At 40.2% G+C, this 24,279-nt stretch carries 21 protein-coding genes and 1 pseudogene; 11 read left to right on the top strand and 11 right to left on the bottom strand.

The window, feature by feature from the left end:
- The first annotated feature begins 227 nt into the window (after nucleotides 1-227).
- From RNZ41_RS10930 to RNZ41_RS10910, 5 genes are read left to right on the top strand one after another with little or no spacing between them, the layout of a single operon-like run.
- Nucleotides 228-950 (top strand): aspartate/glutamate racemase family protein, encoded by a 723-nt coding sequence (locus RNZ41_RS10930; protein ID WP_007114989.1) that lies wholly within the window; start codon nucleotides 228-230, stop codon nucleotides 948-950.
- Nucleotides 951-996: 46 nt separating this feature from the next.
- Nucleotides 997-1,689, top strand: coding sequence for a GntR family transcriptional regulator (locus RNZ41_RS10925; protein ID WP_007114990.1), 693 nt, complete (start codon nucleotides 997-999; stop codon nucleotides 1,687-1,689).
- A 29-nt stretch (nucleotides 1,690-1,718) separates the two neighbouring features.
- A complete protein-coding gene (puuE, locus tag RNZ41_RS10920) occupies nucleotides 1,719-2,711 on the top strand; it encodes an allantoinase PuuE (RefSeq protein ID WP_060995548.1) in 993 nt (330 codons plus the stop codon).
- A gap of 20 nt (nucleotides 2,712-2,731) precedes the next feature.
- Nucleotides 2,732-3,760, top strand: coding sequence for an allantoicase (alc, locus tag RNZ41_RS10915; RefSeq protein WP_096489739.1), 1,029 nt, complete (start codon nucleotides 2,732-2,734; stop codon nucleotides 3,758-3,760).
- Nucleotides 3,761-3,774: 14 nt separating this feature from the next.
- Complete coding sequence (locus RNZ41_RS10910; RefSeq protein ID WP_099834618.1) at nucleotides 3,775-4,302, top strand: ureidoglycolate lyase; 528 nt, start codon at nucleotides 3,775-3,777, stop codon at nucleotides 4,300-4,302.
- Nucleotides 4,303-4,550: 248 nt separating this feature from the next.
- Here RNZ41_RS10910 and RNZ41_RS10905 read toward each other — a convergent pair whose 3' ends face one another.
- The 8 genes from RNZ41_RS10905 to xdhA form a co-directional block, all read right to left on the bottom strand.
- Nucleotides 4,551-5,876 (bottom strand): OprD family outer membrane porin, encoded by a 1,326-nt coding sequence (locus tag RNZ41_RS10905; RefSeq protein WP_409950755.1) that lies wholly within the window; start codon nucleotides 5,874-5,876, stop codon nucleotides 4,551-4,553.
- A gap of 40 nt (nucleotides 5,877-5,916) precedes the next feature.
- The gene (locus RNZ41_RS10900; RefSeq protein WP_314027864.1) at nucleotides 5,917-7,299 is read right to left on the bottom strand and encodes a nucleobase:cation symporter-2 family protein; all 1,383 of its coding nucleotides are present in this window, start codon (nucleotides 7,297-7,299) and stop codon (nucleotides 5,917-5,919) included.
- Nucleotides 7,300-7,337: 38 nt separating this feature from the next.
- Nucleotides 7,338-7,685, bottom strand: a complete 348-nt coding sequence (gene uraH, locus RNZ41_RS10895; protein ID WP_060995543.1) for a hydroxyisourate hydrolase — start codon at nucleotides 7,683-7,685, stop codon at nucleotides 7,338-7,340.
- Entirely contained in the window at nucleotides 7,682-8,185 is a 504-nt protein-coding gene (uraD, locus tag RNZ41_RS10890) for a 2-oxo-4-hydroxy-4-carboxy-5-ureidoimidazoline decarboxylase (protein ID WP_060995542.1), read from the bottom strand. The genes uraH and uraD overlap by 4 nt, the downstream gene beginning before the upstream one ends.
- Nucleotides 8,186-8,373: 188 nt before the next feature.
- A complete protein-coding gene (gene hpxO, locus RNZ41_RS10885; RefSeq protein WP_076776357.1) occupies nucleotides 8,374-9,543 on the bottom strand; it encodes an FAD-dependent urate hydroxylase HpxO in 1,170 nt (389 codons plus the stop codon).
- A gap of 122 nt (nucleotides 9,544-9,665) precedes the next feature.
- The gene (gene xdhC / locus RNZ41_RS10880; protein ID WP_314027863.1) at nucleotides 9,666-10,691 is read right to left on the bottom strand and encodes a xanthine dehydrogenase accessory protein XdhC; all 1,026 of its coding nucleotides are present in this window, start codon (nucleotides 10,689-10,691) and stop codon (nucleotides 9,666-9,668) included.
- 22 nt (nucleotides 10,692-10,713) lie between these two features.
- Entirely contained in the window at nucleotides 10,714-13,137 is a 2,424-nt protein-coding gene (xdhB, locus tag RNZ41_RS10875; protein WP_314027862.1) for a xanthine dehydrogenase molybdopterin binding subunit, read from the bottom strand.
- 42 nt (nucleotides 13,138-13,179) lie between these two features.
- On the bottom strand, nucleotides 13,180-14,685 hold the full coding sequence (gene xdhA / locus RNZ41_RS10870; RefSeq protein ID WP_076776350.1) for a xanthine dehydrogenase small subunit: 1,506 nt from the start codon (nucleotides 14,683-14,685) through the stop codon (nucleotides 13,180-13,182).
- Between the two features lie 222 nt (nucleotides 14,686-14,907).
- On the opposite strand from xdhA, the gene RNZ41_RS10865 reads away from it, so the two are divergent.
- Nucleotides 14,908-16,281 carry an 8-oxoguanine deaminase gene (locus RNZ41_RS10865; RefSeq protein WP_096489733.1) on the top strand — a complete coding sequence of 458 codons (1,374 nt, stop codon included), beginning with the start codon at nucleotides 14,908-14,910 and terminating at the stop codon, nucleotides 16,279-16,281.
- A gap of 143 nt (nucleotides 16,282-16,424) precedes the next feature.
- Here the strand turns inward: RNZ41_RS10865 and RNZ41_RS10860 are convergent.
- Nucleotides 16,425-16,624: pseudogene (locus RNZ41_RS10860) on the bottom strand (transposase); the annotation flags it as partial.
- Nucleotides 16,625-16,801: 177 nt separating this feature from the next.
- Nucleotides 16,802-17,368: a recombinase family protein gene (locus tag RNZ41_RS10855; protein ID WP_159675765.1), complete on the bottom strand. Its 567-nt coding sequence runs from the start codon at nucleotides 17,366-17,368 to the stop codon at nucleotides 16,802-16,804.
- A 588-nt stretch (nucleotides 17,369-17,956) separates the two neighbouring features.
- Here RNZ41_RS10855 and RNZ41_RS10850 point away from each other — a divergent pair.
- The 5 genes from RNZ41_RS10850 to RNZ41_RS10830 all read left to right on the top strand — a co-directional run bounded on the left by RNZ41_RS10850 (nucleotide 17,957) and on the right by RNZ41_RS10830 (nucleotide 21,883).
- Nucleotides 17,957-19,156 (top strand): ATP-binding protein, encoded by a 1,200-nt coding sequence (locus tag RNZ41_RS10850; protein ID WP_096489731.1) that lies wholly within the window; start codon nucleotides 17,957-17,959, stop codon nucleotides 19,154-19,156.
- Nucleotides 19,157-19,251: 95 nt separating this feature from the next.
- Nucleotides 19,252-20,388, top strand: coding sequence for a Fic family protein (locus RNZ41_RS10845; protein ID WP_282850616.1), 1,137 nt, complete (start codon nucleotides 19,252-19,254; stop codon nucleotides 20,386-20,388).
- 133 nt (nucleotides 20,389-20,521) lie between these two features.
- The gene (locus RNZ41_RS10840; protein ID WP_096489729.1) at nucleotides 20,522-21,130 is read left to right on the top strand and encodes a recombinase family protein; all 609 of its coding nucleotides are present in this window, start codon (nucleotides 20,522-20,524) and stop codon (nucleotides 21,128-21,130) included.
- Nucleotides 21,131-21,302: 172 nt separating this feature from the next.
- On the top strand, nucleotides 21,303-21,554 hold the full coding sequence (locus RNZ41_RS10835; protein WP_227715641.1) for a type II toxin-antitoxin system RelE/ParE family toxin: 252 nt from the start codon (nucleotides 21,303-21,305) through the stop codon (nucleotides 21,552-21,554).
- Nucleotides 21,551-21,883 carry a type II toxin-antitoxin system MqsA family antitoxin gene (locus tag RNZ41_RS10830; RefSeq protein WP_096489728.1) on the top strand — a complete coding sequence of 111 codons (333 nt, stop codon included), beginning with the start codon at nucleotides 21,551-21,553 and terminating at the stop codon, nucleotides 21,881-21,883. Before RNZ41_RS10835 ends, RNZ41_RS10830 begins: the two co-directional genes overlap by 4 nt.
- A gap of 370 nt (nucleotides 21,884-22,253) precedes the next feature.
- Here RNZ41_RS10830 and fhuB read toward each other — a convergent pair whose 3' ends face one another.
- The gene (gene fhuB, locus RNZ41_RS10825) at nucleotides 22,254-24,278 is read right to left on the bottom strand and encodes a Fe(3+)-hydroxamate ABC transporter permease FhuB (protein WP_060996097.1); all 2,025 of its coding nucleotides are present in this window, start codon (nucleotides 24,276-24,278) and stop codon (nucleotides 22,254-22,256) included.
- Nucleotide 24,279 lies beyond the last annotated feature (1 nt).

Below are 24,279 nucleotides of genomic sequence, written 5' to 3'. Positions count from 1 at the left end.
GTGATGCCACTAACTTCAATGATTATTTGTATACAATAAAGTCTAATATTAAATTACATAACGTACAATTTAACGAGCAATATTCATGCCACATATTTTATAATGTTGATAATACGCTGTTTTTGGCATAGAAATTGAAATAAGCTTTTCTACATATAAAATAATTAATTTGAAATATAAAATATTATTGTATACAATTACTGAAAAATTTTAATCGTAGGTTTGCTATGAAAATCCATTTAATCAACCCCAACACCAGTCAACACATGACCGAGCAGATGCAGGAGAGTGCCCAAGCTGTTGCTAATGCAAGCACAGAAATCGTCGGTAGAACGCCAAAACATGGAGCTGTGTCGATTGAGTCGCATTTTGATGAAGCGATGAGCATTGTCGGAGTTGCTGAAGAAGTAAGAAAGGCGGATAGCGAAGGGGCGGACGGCATGATTTTGGCGTGTTTTGGTGACCCCAATATCTGGGCAGTGAGAGAACTGACCGACAAACCTGTGATTGGCATTGCTCAAGCTGGCTTTGTGATGGCAAGCATGATAAGTACGCAGTTTGCTGTAGTAACGAGCCTACAACGCACCGTAATTATCGCTAAACATTTGCTTCAACAATACGGCTATAGACATCTTTGCCCTCAAGTACTGGCAGTCGATTTGCCTGTACTCGCCTTAGAAGATGACACCGCACTCAAAGCAATAATCAGCAAATCAATACAAGCCCGTGATAATGGTGCAGGGGCGATTGTGTTGGGCTGTGGTGGGATGTCCCATTTGACTGATACGATTGAGCAAGCGGTGGGTATTCCTGTGATTGATGGGGTAAAAAGTGCAGTGAAACTGATTGAAGCAATGGTCGGTATGAATTTAAAAACCAGTAAGCATGGTGATTTGGCGTTCCCAATTGCTAAGCCATTTTTGGGAGACTTGCATCGTTTCGGTGCATAATAGTGGTTAAACAGACTTAGATTTTTCACTTTTTAAGGCAATTATTATGAGCGACTCAACCAAAACCACTGATGACCAAATGTACCAAATGCTATTTCGGGCGATTCACGAGCATTATCTCAAGCCTGACACGCATTTGCCTGAAGATGAATTAGCAAAAAGTTTTAATGTTAGCCGTACTCGAGTGCGTAAGATTCTACAACGATTGATTTATGAGCAGTTAGTGGTGCAATTACCGAATCGGGGTTGTTTTGTGGCGTCAATGGGCAAACCGCAAGTTAATGAAATTTTTACCACCCGTAAAATTTTGGAACTTGGGGTGATTGATTTATTAGAGTTACCGCTAAACACGTCCCAAATTAATACGTTAAATAAAATTTGTGATGCTGAAATGGTGGCATTACGCAAAGCCGAGTACGGACTTGCCAATAAACTCTCAGGCGATTTTCATATTCAACTTGCCAAATTTACCGACAATGTGACTTTGATTACTTTAATTGAGCAACTGATTGCTCGCACGTCGCTTGCCATTGCCATGTATAGCAATCCGACGACCATGCAATGTGATAATCATTGCCATTTTGATTTAATCAAACTGCTACAACAGACCGATAAAGCGTTACTTAAAAATGATATGGCAGAACATTTATCCGAACTTGCCGAGCAGTTACTGATTGAGCCACAACCCAAACAACCGCCAAATTTTAACGAATTATTTAACAAACTAGGCGATAAATAAATTCGCAGTTTTTATCATTAGGAGCGACTATGTCCACACCGCAATTTAAGCACGTTACCCCCATTGACCTACCGCATTATCCCCGAGATTTGAAGGGGTATTGCGACAATCCGCCCAAAGCCAACTGGAAAAATGGGGCAAAAATTGCGGTGCAGTTTGTGCTAAACCTTGAAGAAGGGGCAGAAAATGCAGTCATGCACGGTGACGCTGGCTCTGAGATGTTTTTGTCGGATATTTTGGGCACACAGATTTTTCCTAATCGCCATCAATCAGTAGAGTCAGCATTTGAGTATGGTAGCCGTGTCGGCGTGTGGCGGGTGCTGGATTTGTTTAAAGCCCATGACTTAAAACTTACGACGTTTTCGTGTGCCATGTCGGTTGCTCGCACCCCGCATATCCTTGAGAGAGTGCTTCAAGATGGGCATGAAGTGGCAAGTCACGGCTTGCGTTGGGTCAATCATCAGCTGATGGACAGACAGACCGAAGCCCGCCATGTCAGTGAAGCGACGGAAATTTTTAAAAAAATGATGGGTCTTCAGCCAATCGGTTGGTACACAGGACGAGATAGTCCCAATACTCGTGAATTAGTAGTGGCTCAAGGCGGTTATCAATATGACTCAGATTCATATGCTGATGAACTTCCCTACTGGCTCAATGTGCGAGTGACTGAAGGCGACAAAATTTTCACTCGTCCACAGCTTATTATTCCTTATTCGCTTGAAACTAATGATATGCGTTTTGCATCGAGCCCAGGTTATACCAATGCTGAGCCGTTTTATCAATATTTAAAAGATAGCTTTGATACTCTGTATGAAGAGGGACAAGAAACGCCAAAAATGCTATCGATTGGCTTACATTGTCGCATGATTGGTCGTGCAGGACGTATTGTCGCTCTTAAAAAATTCATCGACTATATCACCAGTAAGCCTGATGTATGGATTTGTCGTCGTGATGAAATCGCCAAACATTGGTACGAACAGCACCCAGCGACTAGCGAAAACACATTTAATTGGTTATTTTAATGAACTTCAAGGATTAATAAATGAGCGAACCTTCTGTAATTGAGACCCCAGTTTTACCCGATTTTACCAATCTGATTAACGTTGCTGATGACCGCCTTGGAGCAAAAGCGTTATTTGCCAGTGATGAGTTTTTTGCGGTTAAGGAACGAATCTTAAATGCTGAACCTGCAGTATTTATCGTCGGCAAATATGATGAAAATGGTAAATGGATGGACGGTTGGGAGACCCGTCGTAAACGCCATTTAGGTAATGATTATTTGGTAATTAAGCTTGCCAAACCTGCCAAAATCCAGGGTTTTGACATTGATACTAGCAACTTTACGGGTAACTTTCCGCCTGCATGTCAAATTGAAGGTATCAAGCTTGAACAAGCTAATGATAATGAAAATGCAGATTTTTGGACACAACAAAGCTGGCAACCGCTCACCAATATGGTAAGCCTTCAAGGTAATTCTCATCATTATATCGCAAGTGAAAACACAGACAGTGTAATTACCCATATTCGCTTAAGCATTTATCCTGATGGTGGTGTTGCTCGTTTGCGTGTGTACGGTGAAATTGTCTTTGCCGAAACAACTGATTCTCAAGGCGATATTGATTTGGTAAGTGCGTTAAATGGCGGTCAAGCGATTGCGTGGAACGACGCCCACTTTGGTAAAGCAAGTAATCTGTTACTACCCAATAAAGCCCCAAACATGGGTGAAGGTTGGGAGACTCGTCGCCGTCGTGAGCCAGGGAATGACTGGTGTATTCTAAAGTTAGGACAAGCAGGTATTGTCAATAAAATCATGGTCGATACTGCATTTTTTAAAGGTAATTTCCCTGACAAAGTATCGATTCAAGCTGTATATGCTCCCGATTTGCCCAGGCAAGCTCTTATTACCCAAAGTATGTTTTGGGAAACCTTGCTTGAGTCTCAGCAATTGAGTGCCGATAGTATGCATGAGTTTAACGAGATTGTGCTGAAGAAACCGATTACTCATGTACGAGTCAATATTTTTCCTGACGGGGGGATTAGCCGAATTAAATTGTTTGGTAAAATTGCTTAAAGGTAATGGATAATATGACAAAACATATAACTACTACTCTAACCGCCAAACCGTTGACCAAAGCGGATTTTGCTCCGTTTGGCGATGTCATCGAGCTGTATAAAGATAATGAAGCAACACCACAAAATCGCTTTACTATCAATCAAGGCTTTGCCGAGCGTCATCACCAACTTGCCACTGTCAGCCATGATGGTGGGAGTGTTGGACTTAGCATCTTTTTGGCACAGCCACGCGCATTGCCTGCGGTACTGTCAGTGATGGAATATCATCCGTTTGGTTCTCAAGCTTTTTTTAGCTTGGATAAACAAGATTATTTGGTTGTAGTTGCCAAAGCAGGTGATGAGCCAAAATCGGCTGATGAGTTACACGCATTTTATGCTCGTCATTACCAAGGGGTGCAATATCATGCTGGTACATGGCATCATCCGCTTTTGGCTTTAAATCAAGTTTGTCAATTTTTAGTGGTCGACAGAGTGGGTGGTGAAGGCATAAATTGTATTGAATTGGATATTAATGAGTGGCAAGTGCAGGTAGAATTTTAATATCCCAGTTATGAGAAAATAATTTAGGAAAAAAGGGCATGATAAATATGCCCTTTTTTATACCTATTTTGCTAAGGTTAATCAAAAATAATACCCATTAAGAATTTAGACTTAATGGGTTTTTAGTATTGTTATAAAAGTTTTTTATTATTTGAGTGTTTTGAAATATTATCCTATGATTGTTATTTCCTAATATTGTTATATCCCTATGTCATGAATTTCAATAGCTCTCCTTGGCAATCAATTGTTTAAAACTTCACAGACAACATTAAACGGTTTTGCCAAAAGTTTTCTCGTCCATCAAAACGGGGTGAATGCTGAATCCCTGCAAAGTTGCTGATACTAAGCCCTTTTAATTTACCTGAGAAATTATGGATGCCATACACCATCAACTCAGTTTGGTCACGGCTATCGACGTTTTTGCTTTCTTTTAAATCCATATAAGACAATCTCGCCCCAAGGTTGGTTTGGTCGTCATATTTGCCATCCACGCCAATCATATAAGCATTACCTGCCCCCAAGTCTTGGGTACTGGTAAAAAACGGCTGAGCAAAAATCACACTCGATGAAGTGTTTGTGCTATAAGGTGTCAATAATGCTCCATTACGATAAGCGTCACTTTGTGGTTGAATGCGGTCATACGCCAGTTTGACAGTTGCATTGCTTGTAGGTTTTAGACTAAGCATAGCCCCATACATTTGGCTATCGACGTTGCCTGCTAACGCTTTCCCTTGGTCTTTGCCTGTGATGTATTGCACGGCAAACTCAGGCTTTAATGGATGATTGGCTAACGCATAATTGCCTTGTGCATACGCCAGTTTGGTGTAATCATCATAATCTTCATACCAAACTTGCCCTTTTAACTGATTGCCATTGGCAAGTTTGTAACTTTTGCCCGCACCCACTGACCACATACCATCAGTTTCTTTTATGGCACTTTGACGACTGGTTTTATAAAATTCGTCTTCGCCATAGCTTTTGAATTTATTCACTTTGGTCGCTCGGATGAAGTCATCATTGTTACCCAATTTGACGTCAGCGGCTTGATACAGGTTTTGCAAAATACGAAAATCGGAGTAATCCCCCAAAAATGGAACATCCAAACGCTGGTTGCCCACAGTGACACGCGCTTTATCGTTTTGCCATTTTACATAAGCTTCAGCAAGACCATCTTTATCATTTTTAAATTCACTAACTTCGGCATGTCCATTATCATCATCAAGCCTACGTTGGATGTCATAACCAACGGCTGCTTGTACGCCATAAAAGGGGGCAGTTTCATAGCGGATGTAACCGCCTGTTGCAACGGTATCTTGGCTTTTTCCACCAAAATATGCGTTATTAAGAGAATAATAGGCGGTTTTGATTGCACCACTCACAGTACCACAGCTAAAGGCTTTACCAAGACTGTCAACTGAGTTATTGGTGACGGTGCAATCTTGTTGCAACCCTGACAAATGATTTAGGGTTAAAGGCGGATTGTTGGTAGGGGTAGCAATCGCCATACTCGGTAAGCCTAAAGCTAATAAGATCGCCGAATATAAATTTTTATGTTTTAAATAAGTTTGTTGCATTGTTTCCTCCAAAAGATGATTAAGTGTAAAGTTTTCAAAATTAATAATGAGTCACCGCAGATGAGGTTGATGCCGTTCCGGTGTCAGCTAATGGGGTAGTCGATTTTTTTGCTAACAATTTAGAGTTAAATAATAAATTCAACAAAATAGCAGTGATGCAAGTTGAACTAATTCCAGAATGAAACAGAGTTTTTACCCATGCTGGGAAATGCTCATAAAAATCTTGGCTCACCACAGGAATTAAACCAATCGAGATGGCAGTTGCTACAATAATGAGATTATTTTGATTTTCATAATTAACTTTAGATAACGTACGAATGCCGCTAGCTGCCACGCTACCAAACAGAATGATTCCTGCACCGCCTAGAACTGGCATAGGTATAGATGCCACGACACGACCTAAAACAGGCAATAAACCTAGAGTCACCAAAATTGCACCCGCAGTTGCCACCACAAAACGACTTTTAATTCCTGTCATAGCTACTAAACCAACGTTTTGAGCAAATGCCGTTTGCATAAATGAACCAAACATTGGAGCAATCGCACTAGAGAGCAAATCTGCACGCAGACCGTCACCGACACGGCGTTCATCGACAGATGTGCCCACAATTTCACCAACGGCCAAAATGTCTGCTGTCGTTTCTGTCATGGTGACCAATGTCACAATACACATTGAGATAATGGCAGCTACATCAAAGACAGGGGCACCGAATTGGAAAACATTGGGAATGGCAAAGAATGCTCCTGTACCTACTTTAGAAAAATCAACCATACCAAACATCGCAGCAATGATTGTCCCAACCGCCATTGCTATCAAAATAGCCAAGCGACGCACCAAAGGATTACGAGTGATACTGAGTAATAAAATAACACCCAAAGTTGCTAATGCTAACCCAACATTACCAGGGTCACCCCATGTTGGTGCTTTTGGATTACCACCCATTATCCAGCGAATACTTACGGGGATTAAAGACAAGCCAATCATGGTAATGACCGACCCTGTCACCACAGGCGGAAAAAATCTTAATAAACGAGAAAAGAAAGGTGAGATAATTAAGCCAACCACTGATGCTACCATTACCGCACCAAATACCATAGGTAAACTACCACCTGTAGTAATAATCGCCAGCATAGTGGCCACCCCGGCAAATGACACGCCTTGCACAATAGGTAGTTTCGCCCCAAAGTATTTAATACCAAGGGTTTGTAAAAGCGTAGCTAATCCCCCCACAAATAAACTTGCTGCGATAAGTGTTCCGATTTCGGCAGGTTTTAATCCCGCCGCCGAACCAATAATAAGTGGCACTGCGATGATACCGCCGTACATCGTTAAAACGTGTTGCAAGCCATAAGCCACGTTTTTAGTCAGACCGAGTTGTTCGTCTTCAGGTCGTATAGTGGTGAATGTATTTATAGTCATCATAATCCCCTTTTATTTCTCATTTTTTTTAAAGATTTTGTCTAACTGCCACGATAAGTCGAAAAACCATAAGAGCTAATCAGCAATGGCACATGACAATGCGCTTGTGTGCCATCAAGAACAAAGTCGATTGTCACTTTCGGATAAAAGCACGCTCTTTTATTCTTGGCAAAATACTCAGCTGTCGCAAATACTAATTGATACTCACCTATTGCTAACGCTCGATTATCACTGGATAATTCAAACTGCTTGATTCTGCCTGATTCATCGGTAATTCCTTGGCTGAGTAGCTGTGGCATTTCGTTTTGCAGTTGGTATAAACTCACTTGAACATTACTTGCAGGTAGTCCAAGCGTGGTGTCTAAAATGTGGGTGCTTAATGTAGTCATGCAGTTACTTCCTGTTTTAATCGTAAAAGTGCAATTTGTGAAAGTTGGTCTTTAACTTCAAGTTGTTCTTGCTCTGGCGTATTGTTAAGACGACGGTTTAATTCAGCCAGTATCTCTTCAGTGCTTCGACCTAATGCCCGAATTAAAAAAATAAAGCCAAATTTATTTTCATAATCTACATTCCCTTTATATAGAGCATCCTGCACTGCATTGGTGAGGTTAACGTTGCTTTGCTCGTTTTTAGAGAATTGTTGTTCTCTTTCATTCAAGGATTGGATGGCTTTTTTCTCACCAATTCGAGGATGATTGCCCAACGCCTCGCTAATTTGTTGCCATGTCCAAGTTTCTGTTTGCTGTTTAGCGTAGTTATATAGATTCTCGCTATTAATAAATGGACGATGTACAACAATATTCTCGCCCCAAGATGATATTTGTACACAATTTCTTAAGATTTCTGTTGCTTGTTGCATCGGCAGTTGATTAAATTCAGCTATATTCATCTCTGATTTTCCTAGGTATCTGCTTTAGTTACTACTTTAAGGGATAGCAATTAGTATGCCAGTTTTTACAATTTTTCATAAAATAATTATTTTATTGTATACAATATCTATAATTTTCTTTTTGTTTAATCATTGACCATAAAAAAACCCTGTTAAAACAGGGTTTTTTTGAAGTGAATTTCTTAATGTTAATCTAAAGGATTGCCTTGAATATTATTGAGAATACCTTGTAATATTCGCTTGCCATCTTCTTGGCGAAGTTCGTCGTACCATGCTTGAGTTGCGGCTGGATCTTCCCCATGGGTCACGCCGCAACGTTTGCGAGCGACCATTACTAAATGATTGGCTCGTGGTGCTCGCACTTCGACATAACGTTTCAACGCATCGTCAATACTGTTGGTATTAATCGCTAAGGAACGAGTTAAATAAATCGAATCTTCTAAGGCTTGACAGCCACCTTGCCCAATATCAGGGGTTGTACCGTGAGCAGAATCCCCTAATAAGACGACCCGACCTTTTACCCAAGTATCAAATGGCTCAATATCATGGATTTCGACACGGTTAGTTTTGGCAGGGTCAATTTTGTCGATAAGTTTTTGTACTGGCTCACACCAACCTGTAAAGTATTGTTTTAATAACGTTTTATAATTATATCTTTCATTGGGTAGGCCAACAGGTAATGGTACGTCGAAGAAGAAATAGAACCGTCCACCTGCTATTGGCATGAGTGATACCCGTTTTCCTTCACCTACAAATGTCGTCCATTGATCAGCAGGTGCGATGGATTCATCAATTTCCACTAAACCATTCCAATTCACATACCCTGCGTAACGTCTCTCGAGTTTTTTGCCAAGAATATATTTACGAGTAAATGAATGTGTACCGTCCGCTCCAATTAACAAATCAGCAGTATCAGACGAACCATCGGAGAAATACGCTGCCACTTTGCTATCTTTTTGGGCTAGATTCTGCTCAATATTGACTAAGCCGATGCCTAGTTTGACATCCTCTTTACCAAAAGCTTCCATTAGCATTGCTTGTAATTCAGCCCGAGACACGGGGTATGGCTTTTGACCTGCTTCTTCAACCAAGGGCTGTAGACTAAATTGGGTCATCACCGAATTGGTGAAACCATCAATATAGGCTAGGTTCGCCATGTTACCACCCAAGGCTTTGACTTCCTCGTTTAATCCCAGATAGTTTAAGCATTTAACACCGTTTGACCAAACCGAAATAGCCGCTCCAACTGGCAAAATCTTTTCCACACGCTCATAAACAGTAACCTGGTGTCCTTGTTTTTTGAGTCCAATCCCCGCACTCAAGCCACCAATACCTGCACCAATAATAATAATTTTCATAAATGCTCCTTATTTAACATAATTTGTATACAATATAAAAAAATAATTGTATTTATGGAAAGCAATTTATGTGCCAATGCAGATTTAAAGCAAGGAGATATTAATGACTAGGTATAACTAATTTAAAGGTATTGCAACAACTGGGCGGTAATAGCAATCGCAATGAGATTAGGCTCTTTACTGTGAATACCCGTAATTCCCATCGGACAGATTAAGGAAGTTAAAGTCTCTGGTGAAACACCTCTAGCAAGTAGACGCCGTTCAAAATTAGCTCGCTTGGTGGTTGAGCCTATCATGCCAAAGTAGCGAATATCTTGTTGTTTTACTTGGCGTTTGAGAATAGCTTGGCAAAGCTGAAAATCTAAGCCGTGATCATGAGTCATCACAATAAAGAAACTATTTGGTAAAGCGGTTTCGATAAGTTTTTCAGGAATATGGGTTTCTTGATAATCTAAGTAAGCATGGGATAAATCAATATTCTCAATCCTATTTTGATAATCTCGTGTTTCTATCCAATGTACTTTCGCAGCAAGTGGAAGTAACAGTTTCACTAATGCTTGAGCAATGTGCCCTGCTCCAAATAGATATACATGAAAGCGAGTAGATTCAATAATTTGAGAGAATTGCCAATTATTTTCTTTATTATTTAAACAAGAGCCATCTTGATGCATAATCTCATAACATGTTTTAGACTGTTCGGTCTCTATTGCTTTTTTGATTTGCCATGTTGAATGCTTATCACTTGAGGATAAATAACGATACAGCGTTTGCCCGTGTTGGGTTTGATAAAGAAAATTGTTAAAAAAGTCGATATCTAAATGGCTAATTCTTTCAAATAATACGAGAACTCGACCACCACAACATTGTCCTAATCTTGCACCAAGATTAAATCGTTCCATAATTAGTGATGGTTCGCTTTGGTTACTCAACATCGACTGAGCGATATTAAGCGATTGCCACTCTAAATGCCCCCCACCAATGCTACCAACGCTCTCAATTGTTTGTTGAGGGTCATTTGTAAGGTGTACCACCATACTCGCACCCACTTCTCTAGGTGCTGAGCCAATCACTGACATCACAGTGACTAATACACAGTCACTATTCTGTGTGAGCCATAATGCAAGCCTGTCTATCCATTCATTTATCATATTGATTTATATAAACTTTAGATTATTGATTTGATAAATGCGTTTGACTATTCACAAGCTGTTTGGCATTGACAATGGCTTGCAAAATCGCTTCAGGCGTCGCAGGTGCAGATAAAAAAGGCTTAACTTTAATACCATTTTGCAAGATTGGGGTAGTTATACTTGCAGATACCGCGTCACGTAGTGCAGAAAATACCGATAATGCCAACATAAAAGGGGGTTCGCCCACTGCTTTTGAACGATGGATAGTATTTTCAAGGTTTTGGTTATCGTACAAATTTACATTAAAAATTTTCGGCATATCGGTAGCAGTTGGGATTTTATAAGTGGATGGCGCATGGGTAAATAAATGTCCTTGTTTGCGCCCTTCTGGCACCCAGTACAGTTCTTCAGACGTTAACCACCCCATGCCTTGAATAAATCCTCCTTCAATTTGTCCAATATCAATCGCAGGATTAATCGAGTTACCGACATCATGCAAAATATCGACTCGTAACACTTTACTTTCTCCTGTTAAAGTATCTATGGCTACTTCGCTCGCTGCCGCTCCATAGGCAAAATAAAAAAATGGTCTGCCATAACGTAACACGGGATTCCAATGGATATCAGGCGTTTTATAAAAACCACTATCCCACAGTTGTATCCGAGCTTGATAAGCGAGTTTGATAAATTCAGCAAATTGCCAAGATTGTCCACTTGCATAAATATATCCATCTTTAAACTGCACTTGACTAGGCTTAGTATTCGCTAATTCGGCGGCAAATGTTTGTAATCGATTGCGAATATTAATACAGGCGGCTTGGGCTGCTTTACCATTTAAATCTGTACCACTAGACGCAGCAGTAGCTGAGGTATTAGGCACTTTGGCAGTGTCAGTCGCTGACAATCTAATTTTTGATAAATCAAGGCTAAATTCATCGGCGACAATTTGGCGGATTTTGCTATATAGTCCCTGCCCCATCTCGGTGCCACCATGATTCACCAAGATTGTGCCATCGGTATAAATATGCACCAATGCCCCTGCTTGATTAAACAGTGTCGCATTAAACGAAATACCAAATTTTACAGGCGTTAATGCCAAGCCCTTTTTGATAATCGGACTTTGCTCGTTAAAGCTCTTGATAGTTTCCCGTCTAGTGAAATAATCGCAATGCTCAGCAAGTTTACTCACCAAGTCAGGTAAAATATTATCTTTGACATAAGTGCCGTAAGGGGTTCTGGAGCGTGGGGCAATTTCGTCGATGTTTTCTGCAGAAAAATCAATACCCGCTTGCTCAGACATAGCGGTATAGAAATTACGTTGACGTATAATGAGGGGGTCAATATCTAACGCATATCCAATATCATCCATGATGTACTCTATCGGGAACATGCCTTGTGGACCACCAAAGCCTCGAAAGGCGGTATTGGAGACGGTATTGGTTTTACAGCGTAGACTGTCAATGGTGACCGCATCGAGATAATAGCCATTGTCAACGTGGCAAATCGCCCTATCATTTACTGGTCCTGATAAATCTGTTGATGAGCCACAATTAGAGGCTAACTGAATATATAAGCCTAAAATCATCCCTTGCTCATCAAAACCCACGTCCCATTGATAAGCAAAGCCATGGCGTTTACCTGTGACTATCATGTCAGTATCACGGTCAAGTCGTAGCTTCACAGGACGTTTCAATTTAACTGACAAAATTGCTGTAATACACGCCCATTGAGCTGATTGCGATTCTTTCCCCCCAAATCCTCCGCCCATGCGTCGCACTTCAACACTGACTTGGTGCATGCCATAGCCCACAGCCTCGCTAATCAGTAATTGCATTTCGGTGGGATGTTGGGTTGAGCATAGCACTTGAAGCATATCCTCTTCTTTTGGGTAGGCATAGCAAATTTGCCCTTCAAGATAAAAATGCTCTTGTCCGCCGACTTGGGCCATCCCTTGTAATCGATAAGGGGCAACGGCAAGTTTTGCATTGGCATCGCCTGCGGTGAGTTGTACAGGTGGCAGAATCCAAGATTGTCGTGCTATTGCCTGCTCAATAGTCAAAATAGGTTCTAACGCTTCATAGGTTACTTTCGCCAATCGGCTTGCTTGCTGAGCCTGTTGATAGGTTTTTGCCACCACTACAAAAATCACCTGTCCAAAAAAGCTAACCGTATCGGTTGCAATAATCGGCTCATCAGCGACCACTGGACCACAATTATTGTGTAATAATTCTATGCCTGTCAGCACGGTCACGACACCTTCAGCCTGCCATACTGCTGACAAATCCATGTTGATAATCTTACCATTAGCTATTTCTGCCAAGCCCAATCCTGCATACAATGTGCCCTCAACTTCGGGAATATCATCCACATAATTAGCTTTGCCAGACACATGTAAATGGGCACTTTCATGGGTGATAGATTTGCCCACATAGGTATTTTTTTGGGTGACTGTCATATCATTCATTGCGGTTATTCTCTCTTAGCCTTCTTGTATTTTTTGATTTTGTTATGCGATTTGAGTTAAACGAATGAGCTTTGGTTCGTTTGTAGTCCCATCTATTACTTGAGACTCAAAATAAAAGCGTTTCAATAAGTTTTTGGCAACCAATAAACGATAATGTGCACTAGCTCTACCGTCGGTCAATGGGCTAAAATCTTGTTCAATCTTAGACAGAGCATTGTCAATATTCGCTTCCAGCCATTCTTGATTGTGTAATGCCGCTTCTAAATGTTTGGCTCGTTTAGGAATTTCTGCCATACCGCCATAAACAATTCGGATTTCACTTACTTTGTTTTGTTTATCTAACTTCACAAAATATGCCCCACATACCGCTGAAATATCGGCATCAAAGCGTTTTGCAACTTTATAAGTAGCAAAATAACTTAATTCATTAGGTAAGTTTTGGTGATTCGGCACTTGAATGGCGGTAATAAACTCACTCGGTTGCAACGCATTTTTTTGATAAGCAATATAGAATTCGTCCAAAGCTAATTTGCGAACCTGTTCACCACAGCGTAATACAAGCTTTGCGGATTGAGCAATTAAAGCAGGCATACTATCACCAATTGGCGAGCCATTCGCAATATTACCGCCTAATGTACCTGCATTTTTAATTTGTTTAGATGCAAATCGACGAGCCAATTCTTGCCAACCGCTATTTTGTGCTATCAATGCCGTAAACGCATCTTGTAAGCTCACTCCTGCCCCAATTTCCACATAATCGGCTGTGTTATTAATAGTTTTTAGTGCTAGGATATGGTTGATAAAAATTAAATTATCAAGCTGTCGATGTTGTTTGGTTACCCACAACCCGATATCCGTACTACCTGAGAGCAATCTAGCGTTTGGATAGGTCTTATACAATTCAGCCAATGCTTCGAGAGTTTTGGGGATAAAAAATTGCTGGTCTTTAACCATCAATACTAATGATGGTAAAGCCTGTAAAGACTGTAAAGCATCAATGATTTTTGCTTTATCAAATGTGACTCTTGGCGACTCATACGCTAATTTAACCGCATCAATTATCGGTCGATAACCCGTACAACGGCATAAATTGCCCGATAACGCATCTAGTATTTGTTCCTCATTTGGGCAACTTGCACTATTTTCGTACATTGCCCACAACGACATGATAATCCCTGGTGTGCAAAATCCACACTGAGAGCCATGAGCCGTAATCATCGCATGTTGAATTGGGTGAAGGTCATCTGATAAATTTTGCAAATCTTCAATGGTAAATAAAGCACATCCATCTAGCGTTGGTAAAAATTGGATACAAGCATTAACCGCTTCTAAGTGCAATTGATTTTGTTCATCGAGCTTGCCAATAACAACCGTACAAGCTCCACAATCGCCTTCACCACAGCCTTCCTTTGTTCCTGTAGCTCGACAACTTTCTCGCAAAAATTGTAAAACGGTTTGAGTGGTATGACTAGGTATGATTTCACATATCTCTTGACGAAAATAAAAGCGAACAGGGCGATTATGCTGAACTGAATTAGCAGGAAACATGATAATACTCACAGTTTTGGTTCATTTATTAGTTATTTATTTATTAGCAATAGAACTAATATTTGCATTTTATATGCCATTTAATTTTTTATAAATACTTTTGTATACATATTTTTTAATTAGTGATTATATTTTGTATACTGGTATAAAAGTTGCAAAATGATTTTTAGGAGTTATGAAAGGTGTGTTATCACAATTGAAAAATATAAAAGAGGAATAATCATGGGTTATAAGTTATTAAAAAACATCGAAATGTTAGCTACTATGGACGATGAAGGGCGTGAAATTGCCAATGCCTCCATTTTAATTACCAATAATGTAATCACTGCGGTAGGAACAACCACTGAGATTGTTAAATATATCCACGATAATTATATACAGGTTGATGAAGAGATTGATTTAACACATCATGTGGTATTGCCCGGCTTGGTTAATACTCATCATCATATGTTCCAAAGTCTAACGAGAGCCGTACCAAAAGGACAAAATGCCGAATTATTTGGTTGGTTGCAAACCCTGTACCCTATTTGGCGAAATTTAAAACCACGAATGATTTACAATTCCACATTAACAGCGATGGCTGAGCTTATCTTTTCTGGTTGCACGACAACTAGCGACCATCTGTATCTTTACCCCAATGGCTCACGTCTAGATGACAGCATCGAAGCATCGCACGCCATTGGTATGCGGTTTCATGCTTGTCGTGGCAGTATGACAGTTGGTGAAAGCAAAGGAGGCTTGCCACCTGATAACTTGGTTGAAACTGAAGACGCTGTGCTCAAAGATAGTGTGCGACTTATCGAACAGTTTCACAATGCTAATCGCCATGCGATGACTCGGGTTGCATTAGCCCCTTGCTCACCATTTAGCGTTAGTCAAGAATTGATGAAACAAACTGCTCTACTTGCTAGAGAATATCATGTTTGTATGCATACTCATCTAGCAGAAAGTGATAATGACGTGGCGTACAGCATTGCAAACTTTGGTATGACACCTGCTGAGTATGCCGAATCATTAGGCTGGGTGGGACAGGATGTGTGGCACGCCCACTGTGTAAAACTTGACAATCACGGTATTGATTTATTTTCTCGTACTAAGACTGGCGTTGCTCACTGTCCATGCTCCAATATGCGACTGGCATCAGGTATTGCCCCTATCAAAAAAATGCTCAATGCACATGTACCAGTCGGATTAGGGGTAGATGGCTCTGCTTCTAATGACTGTGGTAATTTATTAGGAGAAGCTAGACAAGCAATGCTATTGGGTCGAGTGATTGATGCACCTGATGCATTAACTGCTCGAGAAGTGCTTCGCATGGCAACACGTGGCGGTGCAGATGTCCTAGACCGTGACGATATCGGGATAATACAAGCAGGTATGAGTGCGGATATAATCGCATTTCGTACTGATACCTTAGCCATGGCAGGCGGTGCGATTCACGACCCAGTCGCCTCACTAGTATTCTGCACACCTTCCAACGTGGATTTATCCATTATTAATGGCAAAGTGGTAGTAAAAGATGGGCATCTAATGACATTATCCTTGACTGATATTATCAAAAATCATAATCAATCGGTAGTGGCGTTAATGAATTAAGACCACTGTTAATATTTACTGGTAAGCCAAATAAGCTATACACTTAGGGGTCACCACAGAAAACGGAAAAATAGCACACTAAGGAATTTAGTCGAGTATTTTTAAAAATGATAATGGGTGAGATATCTATAAAACGACCGTTTTTTTAGCCTAGCAAGTTCGGCAGTTGAATCTTGTCTTTGGTTGCTTTGGATTGACCTTGATCGTATCTTTTAATCCAAGCATAAAGGCTATGGGTGATCATGCCTAAACGTGTAGCTACTTCTGCTACGCTATAGCCTTTTTCTGTCACTTGTTTAACTGCTTCGATTTTGAATTCTTCAGGGTATCGTTTACCGCTCATAATCACCTCATAAATTAGCCATTTTATCTAATTTTAAGGTGTCTACAAAATCGGTGGCTATTCAGATAGATGGCAGTAGAAAACCTCTATAATAAATGCAGTTGTAATCTTATAGAATTAAACTAATGGAAACAACTTTTGTCATCATTTAATCTACATAATAACAGCTACATTGTATTAAGCAATATTGAGAGACTTAACAGGCACCAGCCGATACAACGTCTGCGGATGCACCCCTAGAATTCTTGCCACCTCAGGATAAGTCCGTCCAGCAGACAACTCCCGACGAGCCAGTTCCAACTTCTCCTCACTCACCCTAGGCTTACCCGGGACTTTACCACGGCGACGCGCTGCCGCAAGACCCGCCTTTACCCGCTCTTGAATCAGCTCACGCTCCATCTGACCCAGTGCTCCTAAAATATTAAAATACAACCGACCGGCAGGTGTGCTGGTATCAATACTCTCGGTAATACTCACAAGCTGTGCACCCGCCGTCCGAATTTGCTCACTGATTTTAATCAAATCGGGTAGGGAGCGACACAACCTATCTAACTTCCAAACCACCAAGGTATCACCGTCGCGTAAATACCCTAACGCATCCGTTAACCCTTGGCGTTCTTTTACACTACTTAGCTTATCAGTAAAAATTCGATCACAGCCATATTTACTCAAAGCATCAAGCTGCAAAGACAAATCTTGCTCCTTGGTTGACACCCGAGCATAACCAATTACCTGAACCGTCAAAATACCCTCCTAAAAAAATAGCCAACGACGCAGTAACGAAATAGTCGACAAATACCCACCCTCTGAAAAATATCGACTAATTTTAACTTACCTTATAACCATAACTAAAAGTTATCCAAACACACGAGATAATATCTAAAAAGCATCAATTAAAATTTAGAATAAAAATATTATTGTCAATACATAAATTACAATAAAATACAAAAATAAATGACCAGCATAATATTATTGATAGGTTTTTATTGAAATAAATAATAGACAATATTATTGAATAAAACTGGGGTAAAAACAATCAAATTTGCTCATATAGATTTATTCAACAATAACAGGTGTTTTTGTTGAATTGACATTTGAATAAAATCTATAACATTTATTTATGAGTTTGTTCTTTGATGATAAATTGATTATTTATTCTAAAAAATCTGTAAAAACTAGATAAAATGAAATACGCTTCAAATAATGTATATTTTTCTAAAAGAATGCTTTTATTTTCCATTAATTAGAATTTATAGAATTAATTGGAAATTAGTTTCCAATGTTTTTTTAATTTTGCTAAAATTGGAAATAAAATACTAAATTGGATAATGAATGATTTCTCGAGAAAAATATTTACAGCAACTGATTCAATTTAAAGATTCAGATTTTATAAAAGTGATAACCGGGGTTCGCCGTTCTGGCAAATCTGTTTTATTGATGCAATATCGAGATTATTTGCTGTCTCAACAAATTAGTGCAGAAAATATTATTTATCTGAATTTTGAGAGTTTTGATTACCAGTGGGTCAAAAATGCGGATGATTTTAGCCAATTAATCAATGAGAAACTTAAAGGCAGTGAAAATAAGGTTTATTTGTTATTTGATGAAATCCAATTTGTAGACGGTTGGCAAAAAATTATTAATGCCGTCCGAGTTAGCTTTAACACTGATATTGTGATTACAGGCTCTAATGCAAATTTACTCTCTGGGGAACTGGCGACTTTATTAAGCGGTCGTTATGTGGCGATTAAGATTTATCCCTTGTCCTTTAGAGAGTATCTGTTAGCTAAGCAAGTACCTGTGGATTCTAGGTTGGTTGATAAATATTATCTTGAGTATGAACAATACGGCGGGTTTCCCAGTGTTGTTATGGCAGATGAGCCTTTGAAGGATACTATTTTATCAGGAATTTTTGATTCGATTGTGCTCAATGATATTGCGCATCGGGCAGGGGTGAAAGATACCCATATTTTAAAAAGCGTAATTTTATTTTTAGCTGATAATGTCGGGCAGTTAGTTAATCCAAGCAAAATTAGTAACACATTGACCAGTGAGCGAGTGCCAACCTCGAATCATACCATTAATAAATATCTTGAGTTATTAGAAAATGCGTTTTTGTTCTATAAGGTGCAGCAATATGATATTCGAGGTAAGGGGTATCTTAAGACGAATGCTAAGTACTTTATTGTCGATAATGGCTTAAGGCGTCATGCAATTGGTAAAAAAGCGGCAAATTATGCCAATCGGTTGGAAAATATTGTATTTTTGGAGCTATTAAGACGGGGCTATACCTTAGATGTGGGTCGTTTAGACAGTAAAGAAATTGATTTTGTGGCTCGCAGGGCAGATGAATTGCTATATGTGCAAGTGACTTATCAAATCCCAGAGAATACCCATGAAACGGATAATTTATTACATATTCGAGATAATCATAAAAAGATAGTTATTACAGGAAAGTATGATGAGCGTCGCCAAATTGACGGTATTCCACTGATTTATATTGTGGATTGGTTGTTGGAATCTGATGAATAAACAAAAATCAACTAATATAAAATAGATATTCTCTGCATATTTTGCGGTGATTGTTTGCTATAATTACCGCATCTACTTTTTATTGCTATTTATAAATGCTGTATAAAAAATACATTCACGACTATCCTAATTGGACCGATTGGCAAATTGATAATAATCAGTTATTACCATTGGTCGCTAATGTGCGTCTATTACAAGGTAAACTACTTGGTCAAATGCAAAGCTTGGGTTTTGAGTTGCCGCTTGAAGCCCAATTGGACGCTGTGACGCTTGAAGTGATTAAAACGTCTGAGATAGAAGGGGAGATACTCAATAATGAGCAGGTACGCTCATCGGTTGCTCGGCATTTAGGTATTGAACACCTATACAACCCGGATACCCTGGTAACACCCACTCGAGAAATCGATGCTATTGTAGAGATGATGTTAAGAGCCAGTTTTTATTTTAACCAACCACTGACGCTCGATGAAATCTTTGCTTGGCATCGGGCGTTATTTCCCACGGGTTTTAGTGGGCTATATAAAATACAAGCGGGCAGACTTCGAGATGATCGTACAGGTGCCATGCAAGTGGTATCAGGAGGCTATGGTCGCACTAAAGTGCATTTTGAAGCACCAGCAGCACAACTATTGCCAGATGAATTGGCTAAATTTATTGCTTGGTATAATGAGGAGCAATCAGATTTAGATTTAACCTTAAAAGCCGGTATTGCACATTTATGGTTTGTGACCCTGCACCCCTTTGAAGATGGCAATGGGCGTTTAACTCGGGCGATTACCGAGCGTATGCTCGCTAAAAGCGATGGCAGTGCCAGGCGTTTCTATAGTATGTCAGCGCAAATTTTAGCAACTCGGTCAGAGTATTATAAGATTTTGGAATCCACTCAAAAAGGCTTAACGTCAGTGACAGACTGGTTAGTTTGGTTTTTACAAACGCTAGGACAGGCTTTAACGATGGCACTCACTCGTACCCAAAGAACGGTTGATAAAGCCCAATTTTGGCATACGCATCGGTATACAACGTTTAATGAACGCCAAGTGATGATGATTAATCGATTGTGGGGCGACTTCTTTGGTAAATTGACCACCAAGAAATGGGCAGCCATGACCAAAACATCATCAGATACAGCATTGAGAGACATTAATGACTTAGTAGAAAAAGGTGTAATGGTTAAATCTGCGGAATCTGGGCGCAGTCAAAGCTATGAGCTAAGCGCTCACGCTGATAGTTAAAATAATTGTTTTTCGTGAGTTTGTAAATCAGCGCCAATTCGGCACTTTTTTATTCTATTTATTTCATGATAAAGCCAAATAAATCTAAATATGATAAGATGGGGTAATTATCATTTATCGTGAGAAATCTATCATGAGCTTAATCGGTTATGCCCGAGTGTCAACTTCTGAAGGGAAACAACTCCTTGACCGTCAAGTTGATGCGTTAAAAGAAATCGGCTGTGAGCGAATTTTTGAAGACAAAGCATCCGGAAGTAATTCCCAACGTAAAGGATTGGATGATTGTCTCAACTATTTGCGAAAAGGCGATGTGCTTGTTGTTTTGGATTTGGATCGGTTAGGGCGGTTAGCCAGTGACTTGATAAAGTTGATTGATGAACTGGCTGAAAATGGCATTGGCTTTAAAGCGATTAATTCACCGATGGATACCACCACCCCTGCAGGTCGGGCGTTTTTACAAATTCAAGCCGCTTTTGCTGAGATGGAACGTAATATTATCCGCCAGCGGGTGAAAGAGGGGATTGCCGCTGCTCGGGCTCGAGGGCGTAAAGGTGGTAGGCCCAGAATCATGACCGCTGAGAAACTACGTTATGCCCAGCATCTGATGGCTGACCAAACCAAAAGCATTCCAGCGATTTGCAAAGAGCTTGGTGATATTCCCAGTAGTACACTCTATCATTATGTGACAGCGAAAGGGGAGTTGAAGAAAGCTGGAGTGGACTTGATAAGCAAAATCGAATAATTACAGTATTTTTGAAAGTTTCTATTTTTCAGCATTCTAAAATCGATTGTTAACTAGTAGATTTAGTATTATAATGCAATGTATCATATATTAAAGGTTTGCTATGTATACGGTTGCCTAGACAGAAAGCTTTAAGGCTGAAATTGCTCAATTGTTAGATTTGGATGATCGGTTGGCTTTCTTTACTTACCTGTCTCAAAATCCATTAAAAGGTGATGTGATTCAACATGGCAAAGGGTTAAGAAAAATTCGTTGGGCAACCAGTGTTAAAGGTAAGTCGGGTGGGGTTCGAGTTATTTACTACAATATGCTAGATGATGGACTGATAGTTTGTCTAGCTGTGTATGCCAAAAATGAAAAAGAAAATATTTCTGCCAAAGAATTAAAGTTATTAAAAAATGAAAAGCAAGGAAACCAATCATGAAACCTGTCAACTTTTCTGATTTAGATATTGCCAATATTGTTGAAGCAGTTATTAAAGATGATCCTGATGCGATTGTGATTAAGGACAGTTTAGCCAAATCACTTTCTCAATTGAGAGAAGGACGGTATGCACCCGTATCGGAAGCTAGCCAAGTCCGTCAAAAGACAGGCTTGTCGCAAAGTCAATTTGCCAAGTCATTGGGTATTTCAGTCAATACTTTAAAGTCTTGGGAGCAAGGTCAGCGTAAACCGAGCGGTTCAGCTCAAGTCTTGCTTAAGTTATTGGGCAAAAAACCTGAGTTAATTGATGAGATTGCTCATTTGGCGTAGTTTTCCAACTATATCCACTTCCAGTCTGACCTAAGCTTATTTTGAGTTTTCTGATAAACTCAAGATAATGGGTTTATCTGACGCTGTTTTATAGACAAGTTAATTGACAAAAATAGGGGCGATTTGCCCCTGTTTTTTTGTGGAAATTGAAGTGTCTAAAAAACCAGCGTTTTATAAACACCTTGACCATTATCATTTTTATAAATACTTGATTAATTTCCTTAGCGTACTATTTTCTCCGCATTCTGTGCTAATCCCAGTCTCAACTGTGAGCGTAGTTTGAATAGCAGTTTGCAATTTGTTAATTTGGCGTTCATTGCTCTGTTATTAAAAAGATTATGAACAGGTTCTAACCCCTAATGAGCTAGATTTAAGATGTTTTTCTCATCAACCACATAAAGTACACACCACCTATGATAGCTGCGATTGTGCCTGCAGGGATTTCATAAGGGAAAATCACATACCGACCCAACCAGTCAGCCATTACCATCAAAATTGCCCCAAATAACATACTAATCGGTAATTGTTTATTAAGATTAACCGCCCCAAAATAAGTTGCCAAGTGTGGTATCATCAGCCCCACAAAACTTAACGGACCAACTGCTAGGGTAGTCGCTGTACTTAAGCCAGCAATCACCAACAAGACAGCCATATCTGCCATCCGAATACCAAGCCCTAACGACCTGGCGACTGAACGTCCTAGGCTCAATAATCGAAGGGGTTCAATTAATAGCCAACCGCAAGTGACTAAGATAATGGCAAAGCCGATAAGCCACCATACGGTTTCAGGTCGGGCACTATACGTTGTGCCAGATAGCCAACTTAATATCGATTGGAGTCTTGGGTCGCCTGCCAAATTGATTAAGCTTAGGACACCATTCATCAACGCTCCTATCGCCACCCCAACCAAAATTAAATAATCCGAGCTTAATTTTTTAGACAACATTAAAATTAGCCACAAGGTTGCCAATGCACCCACAATACCACCGACAAAAATACTACCCAATGCCAGTGGCAAGCCTAATAACGAGGCAATCAGTAGATAAATCAGCACCCCCACCGCAGAGCCAGAGCTGATACCTAGCACTTCAGGGCTTGCCATCGGGTTTCGGGTATAAGATTGAATCATCACACCTGCCGTTGCCAGCATAATTCCTGTGGCAGCCGCACTAAGCGTTCTGGGTAAGCGAAATTGATAAATCATCTCGCTATCCCATGATAGCCCCCAACCGCCCGTATGGATATTTTTGGTAAACCCCAATGCCATCATAATAATGACAAACAATGCCAAACTTAAACCTACATAAGTCATGGGAGTAATGGCTCGCTGGCGATAGTGGGTAAAAGTCGCCGTATCACCGAGCGTTTGGTGACGCTGCCGTAAAATCACCCAAATAATCAAAGGTGCACCCAAAATACCTGTGATTGCCCCCACAGGAATCACCACAGGCATTTTCTGCATGAGCATCATCACCACATTACTGGCAAACCATAACAGCCCACCACCGAGCAAAAACCCCAATACCAACCGACTGGCTAACTGTCGTACCCGACTGATATTAACCAAAGTTGCCGCACCCAGCCCCACAAAGCTTAACACCCCAACCTGACTGACAACCAAAGCCACCAGTACCGCCACCAGTACCAATACCAAAGCTCGTATCGTGGAGATAGGCACACCCAGACTTTTGGCTTGGGTATCATCCAAGCTCATCAAGCTAAGTGGTTTGAGCAAAGGAACAACCAAAAGGGGTAGAGCGATTGTAGTTATCGCAAGCAACTGGGTACTTTGCCAACCAAGTTGAGATAGCACACCCCCACCCCAAACCATGACACCCAAAGATTTTTCCGAAAAAAATAACATCATTAATGAGGACAAAGCTGAAAAGAAAATATTGATAATCAAGCCAGACAAAACTAAAACCACAGGGTTAAAACGGCTTGGCATTGCCATCAGCCACACCAGCCCCATACTCATAAGTGAGCCAATCAGTGCCACCCAAAAATTACCATACAAGCCAAGATTCGGCAAAAACAAGGTGACAATCAACAGTGCCATTTGAGCACCGCTACCCACTGCCAATGTGGTATCCGAAGCCAGTGGATTTTTTACCAGTTGTTGTAGTAACAGACTGGCAACCCCCAGTAGCCCACCTGCCATGATAGCTACCAATGTGGTGGGTAATAGCTTGAGCTGTGTGGCTAACTCCTGCACGCTTAACTGTTGGCTTGCCGTAAACAGATGAGCAATAGGGGCATGCCATAATTGAGCGAATAGATAATAACTACTAGCAACAATCAGCCCAAGCCAACATATAATGCCAACAAATTGCTTAACAAAAGACTTATTCACAACACGGCTACGGGTATTTTGGGTGATAACGCTTTTTTTCATT

Origin of the sequence: Moraxella sp. DOX410, assembly GCF_032248735.1 — a bacterium.
GTDB lineage: Bacteria > Pseudomonadota > Gammaproteobacteria > Pseudomonadales > Moraxellaceae > Faucicola > Faucicola tetraodonis.
This window is presented reverse-complemented; position numbering and strand designations above follow the sequence as displayed.

Excerpts from the sequence above, each read along its gene's own strand:
- RNZ41_RS10830 (WP_096489728.1), top strand. The coding sequence starts at position 21,551 with ATGAAACCTGTCAACTTTTCTGATTTAGATATTGCCAATATTGTTGAA.
- fhuB (WP_060996097.1), bottom strand. The coding sequence starts at position 24,278 with ATGAAAAAAAGCGTTATCACCCAAAATACCCGTAGCCGTGTTGTGAAT.
- RNZ41_RS10840 (WP_096489729.1), top strand. The coding sequence starts at position 20,522 with ATGAGCTTAATCGGTTATGCCCGAGTGTCAACTTCTGAAGGGAAACAA.
- hpxO (WP_076776357.1), bottom strand. The coding sequence starts at position 9,543 with ATGAAAATTATTATTATTGGTGCAGGTATTGGTGGCTTGAGTGCGGGG.
- xdhC (WP_314027863.1), bottom strand. The coding sequence starts at position 10,691 with ATGATAAATGAATGGATAGACAGGCTTGCATTATGGCTCACACAGAAT.
- uraH (WP_060995543.1), bottom strand. The coding sequence starts at position 7,685 with ATGACTACATTAAGCACCCACATTTTAGACACCACGCTTGGACTACCT.
- uraD (WP_060995542.1), bottom strand. The coding sequence starts at position 8,185 with ATGAATATAGCTGAATTTAATCAACTGCCGATGCAACAAGCAACAGAA.
- RNZ41_RS10905 (WP_409950755.1), bottom strand. The coding sequence starts at position 5,876 with ATGCAACAAACTTATTTAAAACATAAAAATTTATATTCGGCGATCTTA.
- RNZ41_RS10845 (WP_282850616.1), top strand. The coding sequence starts at position 19,252 with ATGCTGTATAAAAAATACATTCACGACTATCCTAATTGGACCGATTGG.
- alc (WP_096489739.1), top strand. The coding sequence starts at position 2,732 with ATGAGCGAACCTTCTGTAATTGAGACCCCAGTTTTACCCGATTTTACC.
- RNZ41_RS10900 (WP_314027864.1), bottom strand. The coding sequence starts at position 7,299 with ATGATGACTATAAATACATTCACCACTATACGACCTGAAGACGAACAA.
- RNZ41_RS10910 (WP_099834618.1), top strand. The coding sequence starts at position 3,775 with ATGACAAAACATATAACTACTACTCTAACCGCCAAACCGTTGACCAAA.
- xdhA (WP_076776350.1), bottom strand. The coding sequence starts at position 14,685 with ATGTTTCCTGCTAATTCAGTTCAGCATAATCGCCCTGTTCGCTTTTAT.
- RNZ41_RS10865 (WP_096489733.1), top strand. The coding sequence starts at position 14,908 with ATGGGTTATAAGTTATTAAAAAACATCGAAATGTTAGCTACTATGGAC.
- RNZ41_RS10925 (WP_007114990.1), top strand. The coding sequence starts at position 997 with ATGAGCGACTCAACCAAAACCACTGATGACCAAATGTACCAAATGCTA.
- RNZ41_RS10930 (WP_007114989.1), top strand. The coding sequence starts at position 228 with ATGAAAATCCATTTAATCAACCCCAACACCAGTCAACACATGACCGAG.
- RNZ41_RS10850 (WP_096489731.1), top strand. The coding sequence starts at position 17,957 with ATGATTTCTCGAGAAAAATATTTACAGCAACTGATTCAATTTAAAGAT.
- puuE (WP_060995548.1), top strand. The coding sequence starts at position 1,719 with ATGTCCACACCGCAATTTAAGCACGTTACCCCCATTGACCTACCGCAT.
- xdhB (WP_314027862.1), bottom strand. The coding sequence starts at position 13,137 with ATGAATGATATGACAGTCACCCAAAAAAATACCTATGTGGGCAAATCT.